Source organism: Faecalicatena fissicatena, from assembly GCF_016900595.1.
In the GTDB taxonomy this organism is placed as follows: Bacteria; Bacillota; Clostridia; order Lachnospirales; family Lachnospiraceae; genus Claveliimonas; species Claveliimonas intestinigallinarum.
Map to the genome: position 1 here is coordinate 1 of NZ_JACLYY010000018.1, position 18,467 is coordinate 18,467.

Sequence of the window (18,467 nt, forward strand, 5' to 3'; positions counted from 1 at the left end):
AAACTTATAATAGCAATGAATTTTTAATGGCATGTGGAATTTAACTCTGCACTGGAATTTAAAATTTCAAGTCAGCAACTGCCGGGCGCAAGCTGCCGGACACCAAACTGCCGGCTGCGAAACTGTCGGCTGACAAACTGCCGGGCGGTTGACATTTGCCAGAAGACCGATTAAAATGTCAGTTAATTTGAAAAATCAAAAATGCTGTGCAGGGGAGGAGGAAGGCCATGTGCGGGAGATATTACATAGATAAAAGGGTAGAGAGCGCGCTGCCGGTAGATGCGGGCCTGGGGCCAGCGGACACCCTTGGGTGGCGGGAGTTTTTGAAAAAGAGTGCGGGGGATGTGTGTCCTTCGCAGCAGGTGCCTGTCCTGACAGGAGAAGGAGGAGAGCTGCACCTGGAGCTCATGACCTGGGGCTTCCTGCCCCCTTCAGGAGAGCAGAAGAGGGATGGAAAGGTGCGCCCCGGAGGCCTTCTCATCAATGCCAGGGCGGAGACGGCGCTGGAGAAGCGGATGTTCCGGGACAGCATAAGGAGCAGACGGTGCGTGATTCCCGCGGGACACTTCTACGAGTGGGATGAGGACAGGAACAGGGCAGAGTTTTCAGACCGTGAGTCGCCGCTTCTCTACATGGCGGGATTTTACCGGTATTTTCAGGAGGAGAAGAGGTTTATCATCCTGACCACAAAGGCCAATGCCTCGGTGGAGAGGGTGCATGACAGGATGCCTGTCCTTCTGGAAAAAGAGGAGATCGAGAGCTGGGTCTTTGAGGATGAGTTTGTGCCCTTTGTTCTGGGGAGGACGCCCGGGGAGCTGAAAGTATTCCGGGAGTATCAGCAGACCACTCTGGCAGACCTGGGGCTGGAGCTGTGACAGAGCGAAAGAGACAGTGGAGACAAGTGAGAGAAGGAGAAGGCAGATGGATATACGGGTACTCAGATATTTTCTGACAGTGGTGCGAGAGGAGAATATATCAAAGGCAGCGCAGGCCCTCCACGTCACGCAGCCTACGCTGAGCCGCCAGATGGCCCAGCTGGAGGAGGAGCTGGGCACCCCGCTCTTTGTGAGGGGAAAGCACCTCACACTGACGGACGCGGGGGTGATGCTGAGAAGAAGGGCTGAGGAAGTGGCGGAGCTGATGGACAAGATTGAGGATGAGTTTGCTTCCAGGGAGGAAGTGGGGGGCATCATCTCCATCGGGAGCGGCGTGCTGAGAAGCTCCCATGTCCTGACCCGGGAGCTCCTTGCCTTTCGGGAAAAATATCCCCGGGTGCAGTACGAGATCTACACAAACACATCTGACTACATAAAGGAGAAGCTGGACAGGGGACTTCTGGATTTCGGCCTGCTCCTGGAACCGGTGGACATCAGCAGATACGACTATATCAGGCTGCGGGAGAAGGAGCGGTGGGGGCTGTTCATACCGGAGGGGCATCCTTTGGCGCAAAAGGAACAGATCACCAGGGAGGATTTGAAGCGGACTCTTCTTATCACCCCCAGCCGCCAGTCTGTACAGAGCGAGATTTCCAACTGGCTGGGAGAGGATTTCCAGAACCTGGATATCCTGGCCTCCTTTAATCTGATCACCGATATGACAGTCATGATGAACACGGGGGAGGCCTGCTTTCTGGCCATAGAGGGGGCCATGGAGTCCTATGTGGGGAGAGGCCAGGTCTTCCGTCCCCTCTGCCCGGAGCTGGCCACAGCCTCTGTCCTCGCCTGGAAGCGGTCCCAGCCCTTAAGCGGGGCGGCGGGGAAATTTCTGGAGGAGTTCCGGCAGAGACAGGCATAGAATGAAAATGAGAATTATTTTCAATGTAAAATATTGACAGAAAAAGGTAACGCATGGTAGTATCATAGCAGTTAGGATAAGCTAACTCACTGGACAGTATAGCGGCTGTCTGGTGAGTTGCTTTTTTGACTAACAGTTAGTTCGGACTAATAAAAATTAGAAATGACGGAGATAAGTGGATATGAAAATCGCAGGCAGAAAAAAGAAGATAGTCATTGCCGCTCTCGTCCTTATCCTGGCGGGAGCTGTGGGAATTTACTTTTACACGAGACCCAGGGAAGTGACGAACTACGCGGAGTTTGAGGAGGACCAGGAGAAGCCGGACAGCCAGCAGGCTCAGAGCGGTGTGACAGACGGGATCGAGATCCCGGGCTACAAATCTGTCACCATCCCGGCGGGTACAAAGGATGTGTCGGTGGAGCTGGTCAATCCGGAGGAAAATACCGTGTATTTCCAGATTTCCTTCTATCTGCCGGAGACAGACGAGACGATCTACACGTCGAAGCTGATCCAGCCCGGCCAGCATCTCTATGAGATCACGCTGGATAAAGCGATGGAGGCAGGCGAGTATCCGCTGACCGTCAGATATGAGACCTTCAGCGCGGATGAGGAGATGGCCCCGAGAAACGGGGCGGAGGTCAACTGTACGCTGATCGTTGAGGGATAGAGCCGGGGCGGCGCGCCGCGGCGGAAGAAAAAGAAAAGGAGATGTATTATGAGGTTAAAGAAATTGATGACAGGGGCCCTTTCCGTGGCCATGCTGGGGACTATGATGTGCACCACGGCGTTTGCCGCCGACTATACCGACGGAGACTACACAGGAGAGATCCATTTCCTCAATGCCAATGGGACCGGGGCTGCCAGCATGTGCGATCCCATCTTTGTGCACGAGGCGGAGGTGACGCTTGACGCGGACAGCGCGGAGCTGACATTCTATGTGGCCTACCCGATCCCCGCCTTCCCGTCTATGGGTACTGACGGCACGATCCTGGATGTGAAGTTTACGGTAAATGACACAGAGTACACAGCGGAGTCTGACATAACGACAAAGCCTGAGAAGGTGTTTGACACAACCTCCAGTCTGTTTGGAATAACCGAAGGGGAGTCCTACCCGACGCAGGTGCTGACAGTGGACCTTCCAAGAGACGCGGTGGATGACCTGGAGGCCGGAACAGTAGCTGCCTCTGCCTATGTCAATTCCGTGATGAACTCCACCCAGAACTTCTTTGTCCAGGTGACAGACCTGCAGCCTGTGGGCGGAGAGGAGACCCCGTCAGAGCCCTCTGCGGACACGAAAGATATGCAGATCACAGCGAATGTGGAGGAGTCAGTCTCCGCGCCAGATTATTCAGTCACGGTTCCTTCTGCTGTTTCGATGGGAACGCTGAGTGCAGAGAGAAACAACGCGATGGTCTACGCGGTGGATGTGAAGGCCTCTAACCTGAACGGAGAGATTGCTGTCACAGCGCCAGAGTCCGGCAGCCTGACAAGCGATGGAAACACACTGAGCTTTTCCAACAGCTTTGGGACACAGAATGTCAATGCAGACACGGCAGGCACCAAGCTGAGCGGAACGATCCGCATCGGAAAGGATGCGGTTGCTGCGGCTAAAGCCGGAAATTACACCGGAACAACAACATTCTCCATTACCTACAAAGGGAACTAAAGGAAACGGCAGACGGTAATATGACAGAAATCCTCCGGCTCTTTGCCTGGGAGGATTTCTGCTGTCATAGAGGTCTGCCTCTATTTGACGGAGGGAACGATGAGAAGAAAAAAGACAGGAAAGAGATGGGCGGCGCTGGCCCTTGCGGCTGTGCTGGCCGCCGGGACGGCGCAGCCCATGGGAGCAAAGGCTGCCGGAGGAACCTACACGGGCAGCGGAACGTTCCACATAGACCAGTTCGGTGAATACAACATCAACGCTTCCGTGTCTGTCACGGACGGCGTGATCACCGGCCTGGAGATCACAGGCGACAATTTCGGCGGGACCTATGCGGAGGTCAACAAGGGCAAGCTTGCCTCCGCCGTGGAGAGGCTGCAGAGCCGCATCATAGGACTGGGGGACACAGACGCCCAGGGCCTGAAGGGGCTGGACGGCGTGTCGGGAGCCACCTACTCCTCCAACGGCATCAAGGAGGCTGTGGCATCGGCCCTGGGACTTTCCCTGGAGGAGACAGCCCTGGGAGTGCCCTCCCAGACGCCGGTGGCGGGAACCTACGATATCACTGTGGCGGTGCGCAGCGATGTGGTGGATCACAGCCTTGTGCAGACGGAGACGGCCCCGGCCGTGCTGACCGTGGATGAGAGCGGGCAGATGACGCTGTCCTACACCATGGTATCCGGCACGGACCAGGAGCCCATGTACATTCTCGGATTTAACGGCTACTACGAGAACAACGACACGGCGGCCGCACTGACCATGGAGGGCGCCGCCTACAATACAGAGCAGAGGGGGGACTACCAGGTTGTCACAGATGTGTCCTTCCCTCTGACCGGCACTCTGAGCCAGTATTACTACAACAACACCTGCATTTACGTGCCTGCCATGAGCAATCTGAACGGCGAGATCAATGGCATCCTTTTTGAGAACGGTAAGTTCAGCGTCAAGACCATTGTGACTATGTACTGGGATACGCTGACAGCCAGAGAGCAGACCCCTGAGACGCCGGACACCACCCAGGAAAGCATGGATGTGACGGCCAGCGTGGCGCAGGAGACGTCCGCTCCTTCCTATCAGGTCACCGTGCCCTCGTCTCTGGACATGGGAGCTCTCAGCAGGACCGAGGATAATGTGCAGGAGTACGACATTACCGTGTCCTCCCAGGACAAAGAGGGCACTGTGACCGTGACGGCACCGGAGGGCGGCCTTCTGTACGCGGGCAGCCACTCCCTCGCCTTTTCCAATGATTTCGGCGCCCAGTCCTTCCAGGCAAAGGAGACGAGAGACGCGGGGACCGATGAGGCGGTGCTTGGCGGAAGGATCACCATCGCGGGAGCGGACGTGGCGGCCGCCGCGCCCGGCAACTACACGGGAACTACTACCTTTTCCATCACCTACAGCAGTGACGGAGGAGGCGGGACAACGGAGCCGGAGGAGCCCCAGCCTGATCCGGGGGAGGATCCGGGAGACGGCGAGGAGGGGGAGGACCTGGCAGAGGGAACCTACACTGTGGACGTGGCCCTGTGGCACGCCACCAATGACGCTCCGTCCATGGGCGATGCGGCCCTGGTTTCCCAGGGAGTGATCGTGGTGGATGAACACGGGGACATGTCCCTGCAGCTCACCTTACAGTCCCTGGACATTTCCGGCATAGAGGGCTACCTGTACCGGCTGCGGAAGGTAGATATGGACAGCGTGGTGTACAACCAGATGGGCTATCCCTCCTCCTACGAGGCGGCGGACGCGGATGTGCTGTCGTATTTCACGGGCGTGTACGACGCCTACAATGACCCGGACTCTCCGTCCTACGATGGGAATACGGAGGGAAAGGAGTACCCGAAGGTCATCTCCATTCCCATCCAGAAGGATGAGGACATGAATTACGTGGAGATCTACGTGCCTGTCATGGAGGCCATCGGCGCCGGGCAGGGCACCCAGCTGGCCAGGCTCCACATCGACTGGAGCACACTTCAGGCCGGGGGAACGGCAGTGGAGCCGGAGAACCCGGATCCCGGCGGGGATGAGACGGACATCCGCAATCTGCCGGACGGCGTGTACGCGGTGACGGGCCGGATGCTGAAGGTGGACAAGGAGACCCTCTCCATGTCCGACAATGCCATCGACCACACCATCAAGCTGACGGTGAAGGACGGGAAGTACGCTCTGACCATGAACTTCCGGGGACTCACCATCGGCACCCAGCTGGGCTATCTGAGCCAGCTTCAGTACTTTGCCACCGGCTACACGCTGGACCAGTACGGCAATCCGCAGGGAGACCTGCGGGCTGTGACAGTGGACAGCTATCAGCAGAACGAGGACGGCTCCAGAGTCAGCGACCAGTACGGGACAGACTACCCGGATGAGGTCACCTTTGAGCTCATACCGGAGGCTCTGGAGGACGGCTATGTGCCCCTGCAGGTCTTTGTCCCCATCATGGACGCCATCGCCTCGGGAACGGGGACGCAGCCTGTGTTCCTGGCTCTTGACTGGGATACGCTGCAGGCCACGACAGACGATGACCCGGCTTTCGACGATGAGGGCCAGACAGATGATGAGGAAACAGACGGCAGCGGAGAAGGCTTGCTGACCGGCGGCAGCGGTCTGGGAACATCCACCCTGCCCGGAGGCTCCTCGCTGGGAGGTTCCTCCCTTGGAGGCTCTTCGCTGGGCGGCTCATCCCTTGGCGGTTCCAGCCTGGGCGGATCCTCTCTGTCCGCGGCCCGGACAGGAGATGAGACGGGTACAGCCCTCGCCGGATGGGCGGCGCTGCTTGCGGTGGCGGCCGCTGCGGTCGTTCTGGCCTTGCGGCAGAGAAGAGGAAGCAGGTGATGAAGGTGAGAGTGGGAAATAAGATAAAGCGGGCGCTTGCAGGCGCCCTGGCAGCTCTCCTGGTCCTGGCAGCAGGGCAGGGGGCTGCGCCCCTGTCCGCTCAGGCGGCCGGCGGAAACGTCTATACCTGTGCGGTCCATCCCTGCTATGCCCACCCGGTCACCGGGGCCATTGAGGACTCCGGGGGAGAGGCGTCCTACGCCACCGGACAGGGGATGGTGGAGGGAGCGGTCTACACCACAGGCATACTGGAGGTGACGGACAGCGGGGCCTACTACCTGACCATCCGCATGAGCCTGATGAGCTACACATCCGGTCACAGCTTCTGGGTACAGAACGTGGGGGACTCCTCCTGGTCCAACCCGGCTGTGGGCGTGACGGGGAGCGGATCGGACAGCAACGGGGCCACCTCGGATATCTGTATCCAGGTGCCCAGTGAAAACTGTGTGGTCCGGGTCTCCATGTATGTAAGTCCCATGGGGAGAGATGTCATCTTCTATCTCTATCCAAGCGACTACACAGCGGGAAATAACACAGACATGAAAGCCACCATCGTGACGGCGGCGTCCGGCAGCTCCTCCGGGACTTCCTCCGGGACAGGCAGCGCATCGGCGGGCAGCAGCACGGCCGGAGGCAGTTCCTCAGGCAGCACTGCGGGCGGCGCGTCCGGCGGCTCCTTCCTTGGCAGCAACAGTCTGTCGGCGGCGGGCTTGGCCGATACAAATACAGGGGAAGAGACAGATGGAAGCGAGGCACCGGCTCTCTCCAGCTCCATAGAGGAGGCGGCGGACCCAGCCACAGACGGAGAGCTGTCCGACGCCCAGGGGCTTAGCCTCTCTACCGCTTCGGACGGGGAAGAGGGGACGGAAGGAGCTTCCGGCAGCGGCGTGTTTGCCGTGGCGGCGGCCGTCATGGCGACCGGTCTGGTCTTCATGGGAGCGGCGGCAGCGATCGTCTATTTCTTCCGGAGAAACTGGCGCAGATGGGGCGGAGGTTACGAAGATGATGAGGATTGACAGGAAAAAGACGGCCGGGAGGATGGCAGTTGGAAGGGCGGCAGGCGCGCTGGCCTGCGGCGCCCTGACACTGAGCCTCCTGGCAGGGTGCGTGGACCAGAGCGGGAGCGCGGCTGTGGAGTCGGCCAAGGCCAAGGTGGCGGCCATGGGGGAGGAGCCCCGCATCATAGCCACCTCCCCCGCCACAGCCGACATCTGTGACCGGCTGGAGCTGGACCTTGTGGGCGTGTGCACCAGCACCATATCCTCCCTGCCGGAGCGGTACGAGGGGGTGGAGCAGGTGGGGACGGCCATGAGCCCGGACATGGAGATCGTGGCCTCCCTCTCCCCGGACTGGATACTAAGTCCCTCCAGCCTCCAGTCGGACCTCCAGCCAAAGTACGAGGCCATTGATACGGACTGGGCTTTCCTCAACCTGCGCAGCGTGCAGGGGATGTACCGGTCCATCCAGGAGCTGGGAGAGATATTCGGCAGGGAGGAGCAGGCCGGGGAGCTGGTAGATGAATTTACGGAATTCTATGAGGACTATGTGACTCGCAATGAGGGGCAGGAGAGCCCTAAGGTGCTGATCCTCATGGGGCTTCCCGGAAGCTACATCATCGCCACAGAGAACTCCTACGTGGGAAGTCTGGTGGAGCTGGCGGGAGGCGAGAATGTGTATGCCGGCACGGACCAGGAATTCCTGACTGTGAACACAGAGGATATGAAGTCCAGGGAGCCGGATGTGATCCTGCGGGCCGCGCACGCGCTGCCGGATCAGATCATCGAGATGTTCAACGAGGAATTTGAGACAAACGACATATGGCAGCATTTCACGGCGGTCAAGGAGGGGCGGGTCTATGACCTGACCTACGAGCTCTTTGGCATGAGCGCTAATTTCAACTATCCGGAGGCCCTGGAGGAGCTCCAGCCCATGCTCTATCCCCAGAGCGAGGACGACGCGGAGCAGGCAAAGGAAAACAGCGACAGGGCTGCGGAGGCGGCAAAGGAGAGCGAAGCCACCGGGAAGACGGACGAGGAGACGCTGCAGGAGATTACTAAGTAAGGAGAGGTGAGCCATGAGCGAAGAAAAACTGACAGTACCGGAGGAGGCCCGGAGGATGGACCAGAGCCGGAAAAAGAAGAAGACAGCCAGGGCGGCCCTCTCCTTTATCATCCTGGGAGTCCTCCTGGCGGCGCTGGTATTCGCCTCCATCAATATCGGGAGCCTGCAGGTGTCCTTTGGGGAGCTGATAAGAGGGCTCTTTGTGGAGCGCATCGAGAACGTGGCGGCCATCTATGACCTGCGCTTTCCCAGGATCGTCATCTCCCTCTTTGCGGGGGCGGCGGTGGCGGTGGCGGGCGTCCTCTTCCAGGCAGTGCTGAAAAATCCCCTGGCAGACCCGGGCATCATCGGCATTTCCAGCGGGGCCAGCTTTATGGCGGTGCTGGTCACGGCCTTTCTCCCGGCCCTCTATTTCTTTACCCCTCTCTTTGCCTTTGGGGGAGGCGTGCTGGCCTTCTTCCTTGTGTACAGCCTGTCCTGGAAGGGGGGCTTAAGCCCTCTTCGCATCATCCTTACAGGCGTGGCGGTGAGCGCTATGTTCTCGGGGCTCTCGGACGCCCTGAACTCCATGACAGGGGGCAACTCCTCCGGGGTGGCCTCCATCGTGGAGGGGAACATCACCCAGAAGACCTGGGAGGATGTGCAGACCCTTCTGCCCTACGTCATCGTGGGGCTGGTGCTGGCAGTGCTGTTTTCCAAAATGTGCAATCTCATGACTCTGGAGGACAAGACGGCCAGGGGGCTGGGAGTCAATGTCAACCTGATGCGCATCCTGATCTCCCTGGTGGCAGTGCTCCTTGCCAGCATTTCCACGGCAGTGGCGGGAGCCGTCAGCTTCCTAGGGCTCATCGTGCCCCATATGGGGCGCATCCTGGTGGGCAGCGACCACCGGGCCCTGGTGCCCTTTTCCATGCTGGCGGGTGCCTTTACCTTCCTTCTGGCGGACACCATCGGAAGGACCGTGGCGGCGCCCTACGAGGTGTCGGCCTCCATCATCATGAGCGTGATCGGCGGCCCGTTCTTTATCATTTTGCTTAGGAGGTCAAAGAAATATGCAGCGTGAGGACAAGAAGAAGCCGGCTATGGAGGTGAGAGGGCTGTATTTTTCCTACGGGAAGAACAAAGTGCTAAGAGACGCCTCCTTTACCATCCAGGAGGGAGAAATAACCACCATCATGGGGGCCAACGGGTGCGGGAAATCCACCCTTTTCAACCTGATGACAAAAAACCTCTGCCCCAGGAAGGGAAATATCTTCCTTGGGGGGAGGAATATCCAGAACCTGGCGCTGAAGGAGTTTGCCAGGAAGGTTTCCATCGTGCACCAGTACAACACCTCCGCCGATGACATCACAGTGGAGCGGCTGGTGTCCTTTGGCAGGACCCCTCACATGAAAATGATGCAGGCCCGCAGCCAGGAGGACGAGGAGAAGATACGGTGGGCCATGGAAGTGACGAACGTGGAACAATACAGGTATCGGGAGGTGGGAAGGCTCTCCGGGGGCCAGAGACAGCGGGTGTGGATCGCCATGGCGCTGGTCCAGAGCACGAAGATCCTCTTCCTGGACGAGCCCACCACCTACCTGGACATCCGCTACCAGATTGAGATCCTGGAGCTGGTCCGGAGGCTGAACCGGGAGTACGGCATCACCATCATCATGGTCCTCCACGACATCAACCAGGCCATCCACTATTCGGACCGCATCATCGGGCTGAAGGACGGACGGGTGGCCGCCTGGGGCGCGCCGGAGGAGATCATCACGCCGGAGTGCATCCGGGAGCTGTACGGCATCTCCCTGGGCGTGACAAATGTAGAAGGAAAGAAATTTGTGCTCACCGTCTGAGGGCGGTGAGCGAAAGAGACAGGAGAAAGCTATATGAACAACAAAAATCCGATTCGTTTCCTGTGGATCATCGCGGGATTTATCTGTCTGGGACTGGGGACAGTGGGCATTGTGCTGCCTATCCTGCCAACAGTCCCCTTTTATCTGGCCACTGTGTTCTGCTTTGCGAAGAGCTCCAGGAGGCTCCACGACTGGTTCCTGGGAACCGGTCTGTACAGGAAGCACCTGGACAGCTTTGTCAGGGGAAAGGGCATGACCATGCAGACGAAATGCTCCATTGTGGGGACCGTGACTGTGGTCATGGCCATTGGGTTTATCCTGATGAGAAATGTGCCCGTGGGCAGGATCTGTCTGGCCATTGTCTGGGTGTGCCATGTCATTTATTTCTTCTTCCGGGTGAAGACCATCCCCAGAGAAGACAGAAAGGGGCAGGAGCAGGCCTATGATTAAGAAAAGACTTCTGGGACTTCTGTCCCAGGCAAAGAAATACATTTACTTTCAGGTGCTATGGCAGTGGCTCTCCCTCCTCTGCCAGATCCTGGTCATCTGCAGCGTGTCCATGCTGCTGGAGGAGGCAATTTTCTGGCAGGTGACCGGCTCCTCGGCCCTTACATGGGGCGGTCTGGCACTGGGCGCCATTGCCCTGCGGTTTGTCTGTGACAGGCAGGCCTCCTTTGCCTCCTACCGGGCCAGTGTGGATGTGAAGCGGATCCTGCGGGACAAAATCTATGAAAAGCTCCTCCGGCTGGGAGCCTCCTACCGGGAGAAGACAGCCACGTCGGAGGTGGTGCAGATGGCGGCGGAGGGAGTGGAGCAGCTGGAGACCTATTTCGGCAGATATCTGGCCCAGCTTTTCTACAGCCTCCTGGCGCCGGTGACTCTGTTTGCCGTCCTCTCCTTTGTGAGCTGGAGAGCCAGCCTGGTGCTCCTTGTCTGCGTGCCCCTCATCCCCATCTCCATTGTGGCGGTGCAGAAGTTCGCCAAGCGTCTGCTGGCAAAATACTGGGGCATTTACACAGAGCTGGGGGACAGCTTCCTGGAAAATCTCCAGGGCCTGACTACCCTGAAGATTTATCAGGCGGATGAGGAGAAGGCCCGGGAGATGGACGCGGAGTCCCAGAAATTCCGGCGGGTCACCATGAAGGTGCTGACCATGCAGCTCAATTCCACCAGCGTCATGGATATCATCGCCTACGGAGGGGCGGCGGTGGGCATGATCGTCACCCTGTGGGAGCTGGCGGGGGGAAGGGTGAGCCTTCACGGAGCGCTGATGCTCATTCTTCTGGCCTCCGAGTTCTTCATTCCCCTGCGCCTTCTTGGCTCCTTCTTCCACATCGCCATGAACGGCATGGCGGCCAGCGACCGGATCTTTGCCCTGCTGGATCTGCCGGAGCCTGAGAAGGGAGAGGAAATCCTGGCAGGCGGAGAGACGGACCTGGCATTTGAGAACGTGTGCTTCTCCTACGGGGAGGACAGGCAGATACTGGACCAGGTGTCCATGGAGTTCCCGGCAGGGAGCTTTACCTCCATCGTGGGGGCCTCGGGCTGCGGCAAGAGCACGGCGGCCGGCATCCTCATGGGGAGGAACAGAGGCTATGGGGGCAGCGTGAGGATACAGGGAAAGGAGCTGTCCCATATCCGGGAGGAAAGCCTGATGGAACAGATCACCATGGTGAGCCATAACAGCTGGCTCTTTAAAGGCACAGTGGAGGACAATCTGCGGATGGGAGCGCCGGACGCCGGGCCGGGGGAGATGGAGGAGGCCCTGAGAAAGGCCAACCTGTGGGATTTCCTGGCAGGGCAGCAGGGGCTGCAGACCCCTGTCCTTGAAAAGGGCAGCAACTTCTCCGGCGGCCAGTGCCAGAGACTGGCCCTGGCAAGGGCCCTGCTCCACGACACGCCGGTGTACATCTTTGACGAGGCCACCTCCAACATTGACGCGGAGAGCGAGGAGATGATCATGGATGTGATCCGCCGCCTGGCAGGGCAGAAGACGGTCATCCTCATCTCCCACCGGCTGGCAAATGTGACCGGTTCCGACCGGATCTACATGATGCAGGACGGCAGGGTGGCGGAGTCCGGCACCCACCGGCAGCTCCTGGAGAGGAGGGGACAGTATGAGAAGCTGTACAGGACCCAGATGGAGCTGGAGCAGTATGGAAAAGAACAGTACGGAAAGGAGGCGGCAGTATGAGCCTGGAAACCGGAAAAGTAAACAGCGTGCAGCCGGGCAGCGGTGAGGTGAGAAACACCCCCGTGCGGCGCAGCGGCATCAGGATCATGGGACGCCTTGTGGGCCTGGTGACCCCGCTTCTGCCGGTCATGCTCCTGGCGATCCTTCTGGGCACGCTGGGATATCTGTGCGCCATCTTTCTCACCATCCTGGCGGGCTTCGGGCTGCTGCACATCCTGCTGGCGGCCGCGGGCATGGAGCTGAACCCGGGGACGGCGGGGCTTCTCCTGGGGGCGGAGCCGGGGACACTGTTTGTCCTTCTCATCGTCCTGGCAGTGGCCAGGGGCTTGCTCCACTACGGGGAGCAGTACTGCAACCATTTTATTGCCTTTAAGCTGCTGGCCATCATCAGGCACAAGGTGTTTGCCGCCCTGAGAAGGCTCTGCCCGGCCAGGCTGGAGGGGCGGGACAAGGGCAATCTGATCTCGGTCATCACATCGGACATTGAGCTTTTGGAGGTGTTTTACGCCCACACCATCTCCCCCATAGCCATCGCCATAGCCACCTCCCTTGTGATGGCGCTGTTCATCGGGCAGTTCTCCCCGGCGGGGGCGATGCTGGCGCTGGCAGGCTACATCGCGGTGGGGGCTGTGCTCCCCCTTGTGTTCGGCAAAAGAGGCGGCGGGGCCGGCATGGAATTTCGCGGCGCCTTCGGTGACCTGAACAGCTTTATCCTGGACTCCCTGCGGGGGCTGGACGAGACCATCCAGTACGGCCAGGGGGAGAGGAGAAGAAGGCAGATGCAGGAGCGGTCAGACAGCCTGGGCGCTCTGCAGAAAAAGCTGAACCGCCTGGAGGCAGCCCAGAGGTCTGTCACCAACCTGGTCATCCTGCTCTTTTCTCTTGCCATGCTCCTTCTCATGATCACCATGAAGCAGGCCGGGGAGGCGGATCTGGTGGGCATGGTCATCGCCTCCATTGCCATGATGGGCTCCTTTGGCCCGGTGACAGCTCTCTCCAACCTGTCCAACAACCTGAACCAGACGCTGGCGGCAGGCGAGCGGGTCCTGTCCATCCTGGAGGAGAAGCCCCAGGTAGAGGAGGTATGCGGAAGGGAGCACACAGATTTTGAGGGAGCTCAGGCCGAGAAGGTCAGCTTCGGATACGGGGAGGAGGAGATCCTGCGGGATTATTCTGTGGAGATACCAGGGGGAAAGGTGATTGGCATCCACGGGGCCAGCGGCTCCGGAAAGTCCACCTTCCTGAAGCTTTTGATGCGCTTCTTTGACGTCCGGGAGGGGAAAATCCTCATTTCCGGAAAGGATGTGCGAGAGATCAACACGGCGGACCTGCGGGGGATGGAGTCCTATGTGACACAGGAGACGAGCCTCTTCCACGACTCCATCGCCGCCAATATCGCCGTGGGAAAGCCCGGGGCGTCCATGGAGGAGATCGTGGAGGCGGCGAAAAAGGCCTCTGTACACGACTTCATCCTGTCCCTGCCAAAGGGCTATGAGACGGAGGTGGGAGAGCTGGGCGACACCCTCTCAGGGGGAGAGAGGCAGCGGATCGGCATTGCCAGGGCCTTTCTCCACGATGCCCCCTTCCTTCTCCTGGACGAGCCCACCAGCAATCTGGACTCTCTGAACGAGGGGATCATCCTGAAGTCTCTGAAGGAGGAGCGGAAGAACCGGACCGTGGTGCTTGTGTCCCACAGGAAATCCACCATGAACCTGGCGGACACGGTGTACGAGATGGACAAGGCCTCCCGCCCCGGTCAGGAGAGGGAAGCCCTGTAGTGTTCCAGGAGCTGGCTGATCTGAAGGCTCAGGCTTTCAGGCAGCCGGCTGCTGTCTTCTTCTTTTTTGAACTTCAGCCACAGGTGGAGGCGCCGGTATCCGGCGCCTCTTTTCTTCCTGGCGGCGGCTCCTTTCCCGGCTGCCAGGGAAGCGCTTTCGCCTTCCCCGGCCGCGCGGAGACGGACAAGGACCCGCCTCTGCTCAAAGAGGGGAACCAGGACATAGTACAGCCGGTCGTCCGAGAAGGAGAGGTATCCTGCCTCCTGCCCGGCGCTGTCCTTCAGGAAAAGGCGGTGATCCCTCACACCTGCCGGGAAGAGAGGCGCCTCCGCCGGCAGGGAGCCTGGGAGACCGGAACGTTCCTGGCCCTTTGTCTCCAGCATGGCGGGGAAATAGTAAATGTCCTGCCCCTCCCGGTCAGAGGTGGTTTTGGCCGCCAGCTCCTTGAGAAGGGAGGTGGCGTCTATGTACTGCTGGGCCAGAAGATAGGTGAGGTCCGCATGGAACCGGCTGCGGCAGGAGGGGGAGGAGGCTCTCCCCAGGGAGGCGTCGACCTCGTCCAGCAGTTCCTTTCCGCACAGGTAGATGCTGCGCAGAAAGAGGGGAAAGTCCTCCTCCGTGGTCCAGAAGTACCGTCCCCTGGCGGCGGTGAAGGTGCCGATCACCTCCCCGCCGCTGTCCTCAGCGCGGCACAGGATGTCCCGCTCCCGATAGGCGTGCCGGTTGACCGGGGCGTCCCAGGCGCTGCGCCGGGCAGAGCTTCGGTGTGGACTGTGATGGGCATCCCTGCGGCGGAAGACGCCTGATGCGGCCTCCGGCCCGGCCTGGGAGGGGCGGTCTCCGGGCCCGATCCCCTTGAGAAGGGCGTAGGCGGCGTTGACCTGCCAGGCCAGATGCAGGTCTTCTTCAGAGGGCCCTGCGTCCGGGTGGAGCCGGTGCATGAGCTGGCGGTATTTCTTTTTGATCTGGTCCGGCGCCGCTCCCGGGGAGACTCCCAGGATGCGGCAGGCTTCCTCGCGTGTCACGGTGCGCTGCCCTCCTTTTTTGTCCGCCGAAGCGGCGGACCTCTGTATTGTTTCAGTATAGCCAGGTTTGAGGCGGATGTAAACAGGAACGTGGGGAATGTGCGGAGATGAGGGAGGTGAGATGGCGAGACTGCGAGGTGGCGAGGGCCCGAGGGTCAATACTTTATGCCCCAAGGGCATGGGAAGGGATAAAAGCTAAGTATTGGACATTGAAAGGAGATTTTTTTATAATAGGACTGTAAAAAGAGAAAAGATGTTTTTAAAAGGAGAGCGATCATATGAGCAAGACACTTGTAGCGTATTTTTCGGCCAGCGGGACAACCAAAAGGACAGCGGAGAGGCTTGCACAGGCTGCGGGGGCGGATCTCTATGAGATAAAACCGGCTGTGCCCTACACTTCGGCGGATCTGAACTGGATGGACAAAAAATCCAGGAGTACGATTGAGATGCAGGACCCGTCCTCCAGGCCGGAGCTTGCGGACAAGGATGCGGATATTGCGTCCCACGACAGGATTTTCCTGGGCTTCCCTATCTGGTGGTATGTAGCTCCCACGATCATCAATACATTCCTGGAGAGCTATGATTTCAGCGGAAAAGAGATCATCCTCTTTGCCACCTCCGGCGGAAGCGGATTTGGGAAGACGGTGAAGTCCCTGGCTCCCAGCTGCCCGGGCGCAGTGCTTAAGGAGGGCCGGCTTCTGAACGGAAGCCATTCTGTGGGCGAGCTGAAGACCTGGGTGGAAAGCCTGTAAGCTATAAAGAAAATCATGCCTAAAAAGCATGGATGATCCAAAGATATCAGGTATTGGACATAGGAACTTTGCTCAATTATAATGTGGGTACAGACAAAGGAAAGCTATTTCCGGCGGGCTGTACCTGCTTTTTTACTTTGTAAATTGTTTCGCAAAAGGAGGAAAACAGCGATATGAAGAGAAGAATAGCAGCGCTGCTGCTGGCGTGCGTGACAGCTATGTCTGTGAGCGCCTGCGGCGGGGAGGAGACGGCGCAGGAGAGCGCCGGGGAAGAGACGCAGACAGCAGAGACGCAAAATGAAGAGGCCCGGGACAGCGGGGCGGGCGGTACTCTGGTGGCTTACTTTACCTACGCGGAGAACGCGGACCTGCCGGAGGGGATCGATGCTTCAGCCAGCGCCAGCATCCAGAGCTGGAACGGGGAAGTGACCGGCAACACCGGGGCAGTGGCGCACATGATAGGGGAGGAGACGGGAGGGGAGCTTTTCTCCATCCGGACCGTAGAAAAATATCCCGACAGCTACGACGATACGGTAGATCAGGGGCAGGAGGAACAGCGGGAGGACGCTCGTCCCCAGCTGGAGACCCACATCGAGAACCTGGAGGACTATGGCACGGTCTTTCTGGGGTACCCCAACTGGTGGGGGGATATGCCTATGGCTGTGTACAGCTTCCTGGAGGAGTACGATCTGTCAGGGAAGACGGTCATTCCCTTTGTCACATCAGGGGGGAGCGGATTTTCCGATACCGTCAGCCGGATCGAGGAGCTCCAGCCAGATGCGGACGTTAAGGAGGGACTCGCCATCAGCGCATCAGGCGCCATGGATGCCCGGGAGGAGATACGCTCCTGGCTGGATGGGCTGGGATATTAAAAGGGTGACAAAAGGCAAAGGCCCGGCCCTGTTTGACAAACAAAATCCCCTGTGATACACTAACCTACAGTTCTCGGAGGGCTGACCGCAGGAGCACAGGATCATGCGGACAGCCGGATAAGAGGCGGGCTGAATGCCCGTTCCTCGGAGGGAAAGTCATTGGGCGGAAATGATGGACCGGATAAGAGACGAGCCTTACGCTTGTCCCTTATCCGGTTTTTCTTTGCGGACTGTATCCCGGCTTTTCCGGTGGGGCTCTTTCGGGGAGAGGTACATTTTTTACGGCAGGAGGATGAGAAAATGGATTTTCTGAGCGAGAAGATCAAGACCATTTATTTCAAGTATCTGTCAGCCGCCTTCGGGAGCGCGCTGATCACGTCTATCTACTCTATCGTGGATATGGCCATGGTAGGGCAGTATCACGGCCCGGAGGGGTCAGCCGCCCTGGCAGTGGTGGCACCGGTCTGGAACATTATCTACAGCTTCGGACTTCTGATGGGGATCGGGGATCCGTCCTTTTCAGCACTATCCGGGGAAAAGCGGGCAGGGATATGCGGACATCAAACGAGTATTTTACGGCCTCTGTGATCGGCTCTGTCATTCTGGCGCTGATTATCTGGGCTGCCATCATCTGTTTTGACAGGCAGCTCCTGGTCTTCTTTGGGGCCCAGGATCAGACGCTGACGCTGGCCAGGGAATATGTGCGGCCGATCAAGGCAGCCATCCCGTTTTTCCTCTTTAACCAGATGCTGGCTGCCTACTTAAGAAACGACAAAAATCCGGCGCTGGCCACAGGGGCTGTGCTGGCAGGTGGTATCTTCAATATCTTCGGGGATTACTTCTTTGTGTTCACCTGCGATATGGGAGCCTACGGCGCGGGGCTTGCCACAGCCATCGGCTCTGCCATCAGCTTCCTGGCCATGCTGTCACACTTCTGTAGTAAGAAGAACACCCTCCGGCTGGCGCGTCCGGAGAGGCTTCTCTGTAAATTAAAGAAAATCGTGGTGACCGGATTTCCCACCTTCTTCATCGATGTGGCCATGGGCATACTGACCATCCTTTTCAACCGCCAGATCATGGTCTGGCTTGGCACAAACGCTCTGGCGGTGTACGGTGTCATTGTAAATATCAGCACCTTTGTGCAGTGCTGCGCTTACAGCGTGGGACAGGCCTCGCAGCCTATCATATCCACCAACTTTGGAGCGGGAAAGGGAGAAAGGATACGGGAGACGCTGAAATACGCCCTGGGGACAGTGGCCTTTTTCAGCCTGTTCTGGACGGCTCTGTCGATGCTGCTGCCCAATGTGTTTATCCGGTTCTTCATGACGCCCACGGCGGAGGTACTTGGGATCGCGCCTTCCATCTTCCGGTGTTACGGTCTCTCCTTTTTGCTCCTGCCGCTGAACATCTTTTCCACATACTATTTCCAGGCTCTGATGAAGCCGAGGGCGGCCTTCATCGCGTCGATGGCCAGAGGGCTCGTCATAAGCGGCGTTCTCATTTATTTGCTTCCTGCTGTGCTCGGCGGAAATGCGATCTGGTTTGCCATGCCTGCCACAGAGGTGATCGTGGCTTTCTATGTGGCCCGTGAGATGGCAGCATATACAAAACAGCTCAGTAAAAGGAAAGTATGAGTATGAACAGGATCCGTATGATCG

General features: G+C 58.8%; 17 protein-coding genes. 16 read left to right on the forward strand and 1 reads right to left on the reverse strand.

The features are described 5' to 3' along the window. Positions 1–227: 227 nt before the first annotated feature. The 12 genes from H7U36_RS14025 (at position 228) to H7U36_RS14080 (ending at position 14,160) form a co-directional block, all read left to right on the forward strand. Positions 228–875 carry an SOS response-associated peptidase gene (locus H7U36_RS14025; protein ID WP_138305025.1) on the forward strand — a complete coding sequence of 216 codons (648 nt, stop codon included), beginning with the start codon at positions 228–230 and terminating at the stop codon, positions 873–875. Between the two features lie 46 nt (positions 876–921). Continuing rightward, entirely contained in the window at positions 922–1,794 is an 873-nt protein-coding gene (locus H7U36_RS14030; RefSeq protein WP_033124993.1) for a LysR family transcriptional regulator, read from the forward strand. Between the two features lie 181 nt (positions 1,795–1,975). Next, entirely contained in the window at positions 1,976–2,461 is a 486-nt protein-coding gene (locus tag H7U36_RS14035) for a hypothetical protein (RefSeq protein ID WP_033124994.1), read from the forward strand. A 48-nt stretch (positions 2,462–2,509) separates the two neighbouring features. Then, positions 2,510–3,460 (forward strand): hypothetical protein, encoded by a 951-nt coding sequence (locus H7U36_RS14040; RefSeq protein WP_033124995.1) that lies wholly within the window; start codon positions 2,510–2,512, stop codon positions 3,458–3,460. 99 nt (positions 3,461–3,559) lie between these two features. Further along, positions 3,560–6,286 (forward strand): FMN-binding protein, encoded by a 2,727-nt coding sequence (locus H7U36_RS14045; RefSeq protein WP_205156365.1) that lies wholly within the window; start codon positions 3,560–3,562, stop codon positions 6,284–6,286. Further along, entirely contained in the window at positions 6,286–7,302 is a 1,017-nt protein-coding gene (locus tag H7U36_RS14050; RefSeq protein ID WP_138304388.1) for a heme-binding Shp domain-containing protein, read from the forward strand. The genes H7U36_RS14045 and H7U36_RS14050 overlap by 1 nt, the downstream gene beginning before the upstream one ends. Then, complete coding sequence (gene isdE, locus H7U36_RS14055; protein ID WP_081957969.1) at positions 7,292–8,347, forward strand: heme ABC transporter substrate-binding protein IsdE; 1,056 nt, start codon at positions 7,292–7,294, stop codon at positions 8,345–8,347. The genes H7U36_RS14050 and isdE overlap by 11 nt, the downstream gene beginning before the upstream one ends. 13 nt (positions 8,348–8,360) lie before the next feature. Further along, positions 8,361–9,410 (forward strand): FecCD family ABC transporter permease, encoded by a 1,050-nt coding sequence (locus H7U36_RS14060; RefSeq protein ID WP_138304386.1) that lies wholly within the window; start codon positions 8,361–8,363, stop codon positions 9,408–9,410. Further along, positions 9,400–10,188 carry an ABC transporter ATP-binding protein gene (locus H7U36_RS14065; RefSeq protein ID WP_033124998.1) on the forward strand — a complete coding sequence of 263 codons (789 nt, stop codon included), beginning with the start codon at positions 9,400–9,402 and terminating at the stop codon, positions 10,186–10,188. The genes H7U36_RS14060 and H7U36_RS14065 overlap by 11 nt, the downstream gene beginning before the upstream one ends. Positions 10,189–10,221: 33 nt before the next feature. Beyond that, the gene (locus H7U36_RS14070; RefSeq protein WP_033124999.1) at positions 10,222–10,638 is read left to right on the forward strand and encodes a YbaN family protein; all 417 of its coding nucleotides are present in this window, start codon (positions 10,222–10,224) and stop codon (positions 10,636–10,638) included. Further along, entirely contained in the window at positions 10,631–12,382 is a 1,752-nt protein-coding gene (locus H7U36_RS14075; protein ID WP_033125000.1) for an ABC transporter ATP-binding protein/permease, read from the forward strand. Before H7U36_RS14070 ends, H7U36_RS14075 begins: the two co-directional genes overlap by 8 nt. Positions 12,383–12,468: 86 nt before the next feature. Further along, positions 12,469–14,160, forward strand: a complete 1,692-nt coding sequence (locus H7U36_RS14080) for an amino acid ABC transporter ATP-binding/permease protein (RefSeq protein ID WP_243426781.1) — start codon at positions 12,469–12,471, stop codon at positions 14,158–14,160. Here the strand turns inward: H7U36_RS14080 and H7U36_RS14085 are convergent. Continuing rightward, positions 14,139–15,185, reverse strand: coding sequence for a DnaJ domain-containing protein (locus H7U36_RS14085; protein WP_191493398.1), 1,047 nt, complete (start codon positions 15,183–15,185; stop codon positions 14,139–14,141). The genes H7U36_RS14080 and H7U36_RS14085 overlap by 22 nt on opposite strands. A gap of 278 nt (positions 15,186–15,463) precedes the next feature. On the opposite strand from H7U36_RS14085, the gene H7U36_RS14090 reads away from it, so the two are divergent. The 4 genes from H7U36_RS14090 (at position 15,464) to H7U36_RS15335 (ending at position 18,443) form a co-directional block, all read left to right on the forward strand. Beyond that, complete coding sequence (locus tag H7U36_RS14090) at positions 15,464–15,937, forward strand: flavodoxin (protein WP_033125002.1); 474 nt, start codon at positions 15,464–15,466, stop codon at positions 15,935–15,937. A gap of 173 nt (positions 15,938–16,110) precedes the next feature. Continuing rightward, positions 16,111–16,809 carry a flavodoxin gene (locus H7U36_RS14095; RefSeq protein ID WP_138304380.1) on the forward strand — a complete coding sequence of 233 codons (699 nt, stop codon included), beginning with the start codon at positions 16,111–16,113 and terminating at the stop codon, positions 16,807–16,809. A 300-nt stretch (positions 16,810–17,109) separates the two neighbouring features. After that, positions 17,110–17,397 (forward strand): MATE family efflux transporter, encoded by a 288-nt coding sequence (locus H7U36_RS15445; RefSeq protein ID WP_330637152.1) that lies wholly within the window; start codon positions 17,110–17,112, stop codon positions 17,395–17,397. Beyond that, the gene (locus tag H7U36_RS15335; protein WP_330637154.1) at positions 17,361–18,443 is read left to right on the forward strand and encodes an MATE family efflux transporter; all 1,083 of its coding nucleotides are present in this window, start codon (positions 17,361–17,363) and stop codon (positions 18,441–18,443) included. Before H7U36_RS15445 ends, H7U36_RS15335 begins: the two co-directional genes overlap by 37 nt. The last annotated feature ends 24 nt before the right edge of the window (positions 18,444–18,467 follow it).

Coding starts and splice junctions, on each gene's coding strand:
- H7U36_RS14025 (WP_138305025.1), top strand. CDS start 228: ATGTGCGGGAGATATTACATAGATAAAAGGGTAGAGAGCGCGCTGCCG.
- H7U36_RS14030 (WP_033124993.1), top strand. CDS start 922: ATGGATATACGGGTACTCAGATATTTTCTGACAGTGGTGCGAGAGGAG.
- H7U36_RS14035 (WP_033124994.1), top strand. CDS start 1,976: ATGAAAATCGCAGGCAGAAAAAAGAAGATAGTCATTGCCGCTCTCGTC.
- H7U36_RS14040 (WP_033124995.1), top strand. CDS start 2,510: ATGAGGTTAAAGAAATTGATGACAGGGGCCCTTTCCGTGGCCATGCTG.
- H7U36_RS14045 (WP_205156365.1), top strand. CDS start 3,560: ATGAGAAGAAAAAAGACAGGAAAGAGATGGGCGGCGCTGGCCCTTGCG.
- H7U36_RS14050 (WP_138304388.1), top strand. CDS start 6,286: ATGAAGGTGAGAGTGGGAAATAAGATAAAGCGGGCGCTTGCAGGCGCC.
- isdE (WP_081957969.1), top strand. CDS start 7,292: ATGAGGATTGACAGGAAAAAGACGGCCGGGAGGATGGCAGTTGGAAGG.
- H7U36_RS14060 (WP_138304386.1), top strand. CDS start 8,361: ATGAGCGAAGAAAAACTGACAGTACCGGAGGAGGCCCGGAGGATGGAC.
- H7U36_RS14065 (WP_033124998.1), top strand. CDS start 9,400: ATGCAGCGTGAGGACAAGAAGAAGCCGGCTATGGAGGTGAGAGGGCTG.
- H7U36_RS14070 (WP_033124999.1), top strand. CDS start 10,222: ATGAACAACAAAAATCCGATTCGTTTCCTGTGGATCATCGCGGGATTT.
- H7U36_RS14075 (WP_033125000.1), top strand. CDS start 10,631: ATGATTAAGAAAAGACTTCTGGGACTTCTGTCCCAGGCAAAGAAATAC.
- H7U36_RS14080 (WP_243426781.1), top strand. CDS start 12,469: ATGGGACGCCTTGTGGGCCTGGTGACCCCGCTTCTGCCGGTCATGCTC.
- H7U36_RS14090 (WP_033125002.1), top strand. CDS start 15,464: ATGAGCAAGACACTTGTAGCGTATTTTTCGGCCAGCGGGACAACCAAA.
- H7U36_RS14095 (WP_138304380.1), top strand. CDS start 16,111: ATGAAGAGAAGAATAGCAGCGCTGCTGCTGGCGTGCGTGACAGCTATG.
- H7U36_RS15445 (WP_330637152.1), top strand. CDS start 17,110: ATGGATTTTCTGAGCGAGAAGATCAAGACCATTTATTTCAAGTATCTG.
- H7U36_RS15335 (WP_330637154.1), top strand. CDS start 17,361: ATGCGGACATCAAACGAGTATTTTACGGCCTCTGTGATCGGCTCTGTC.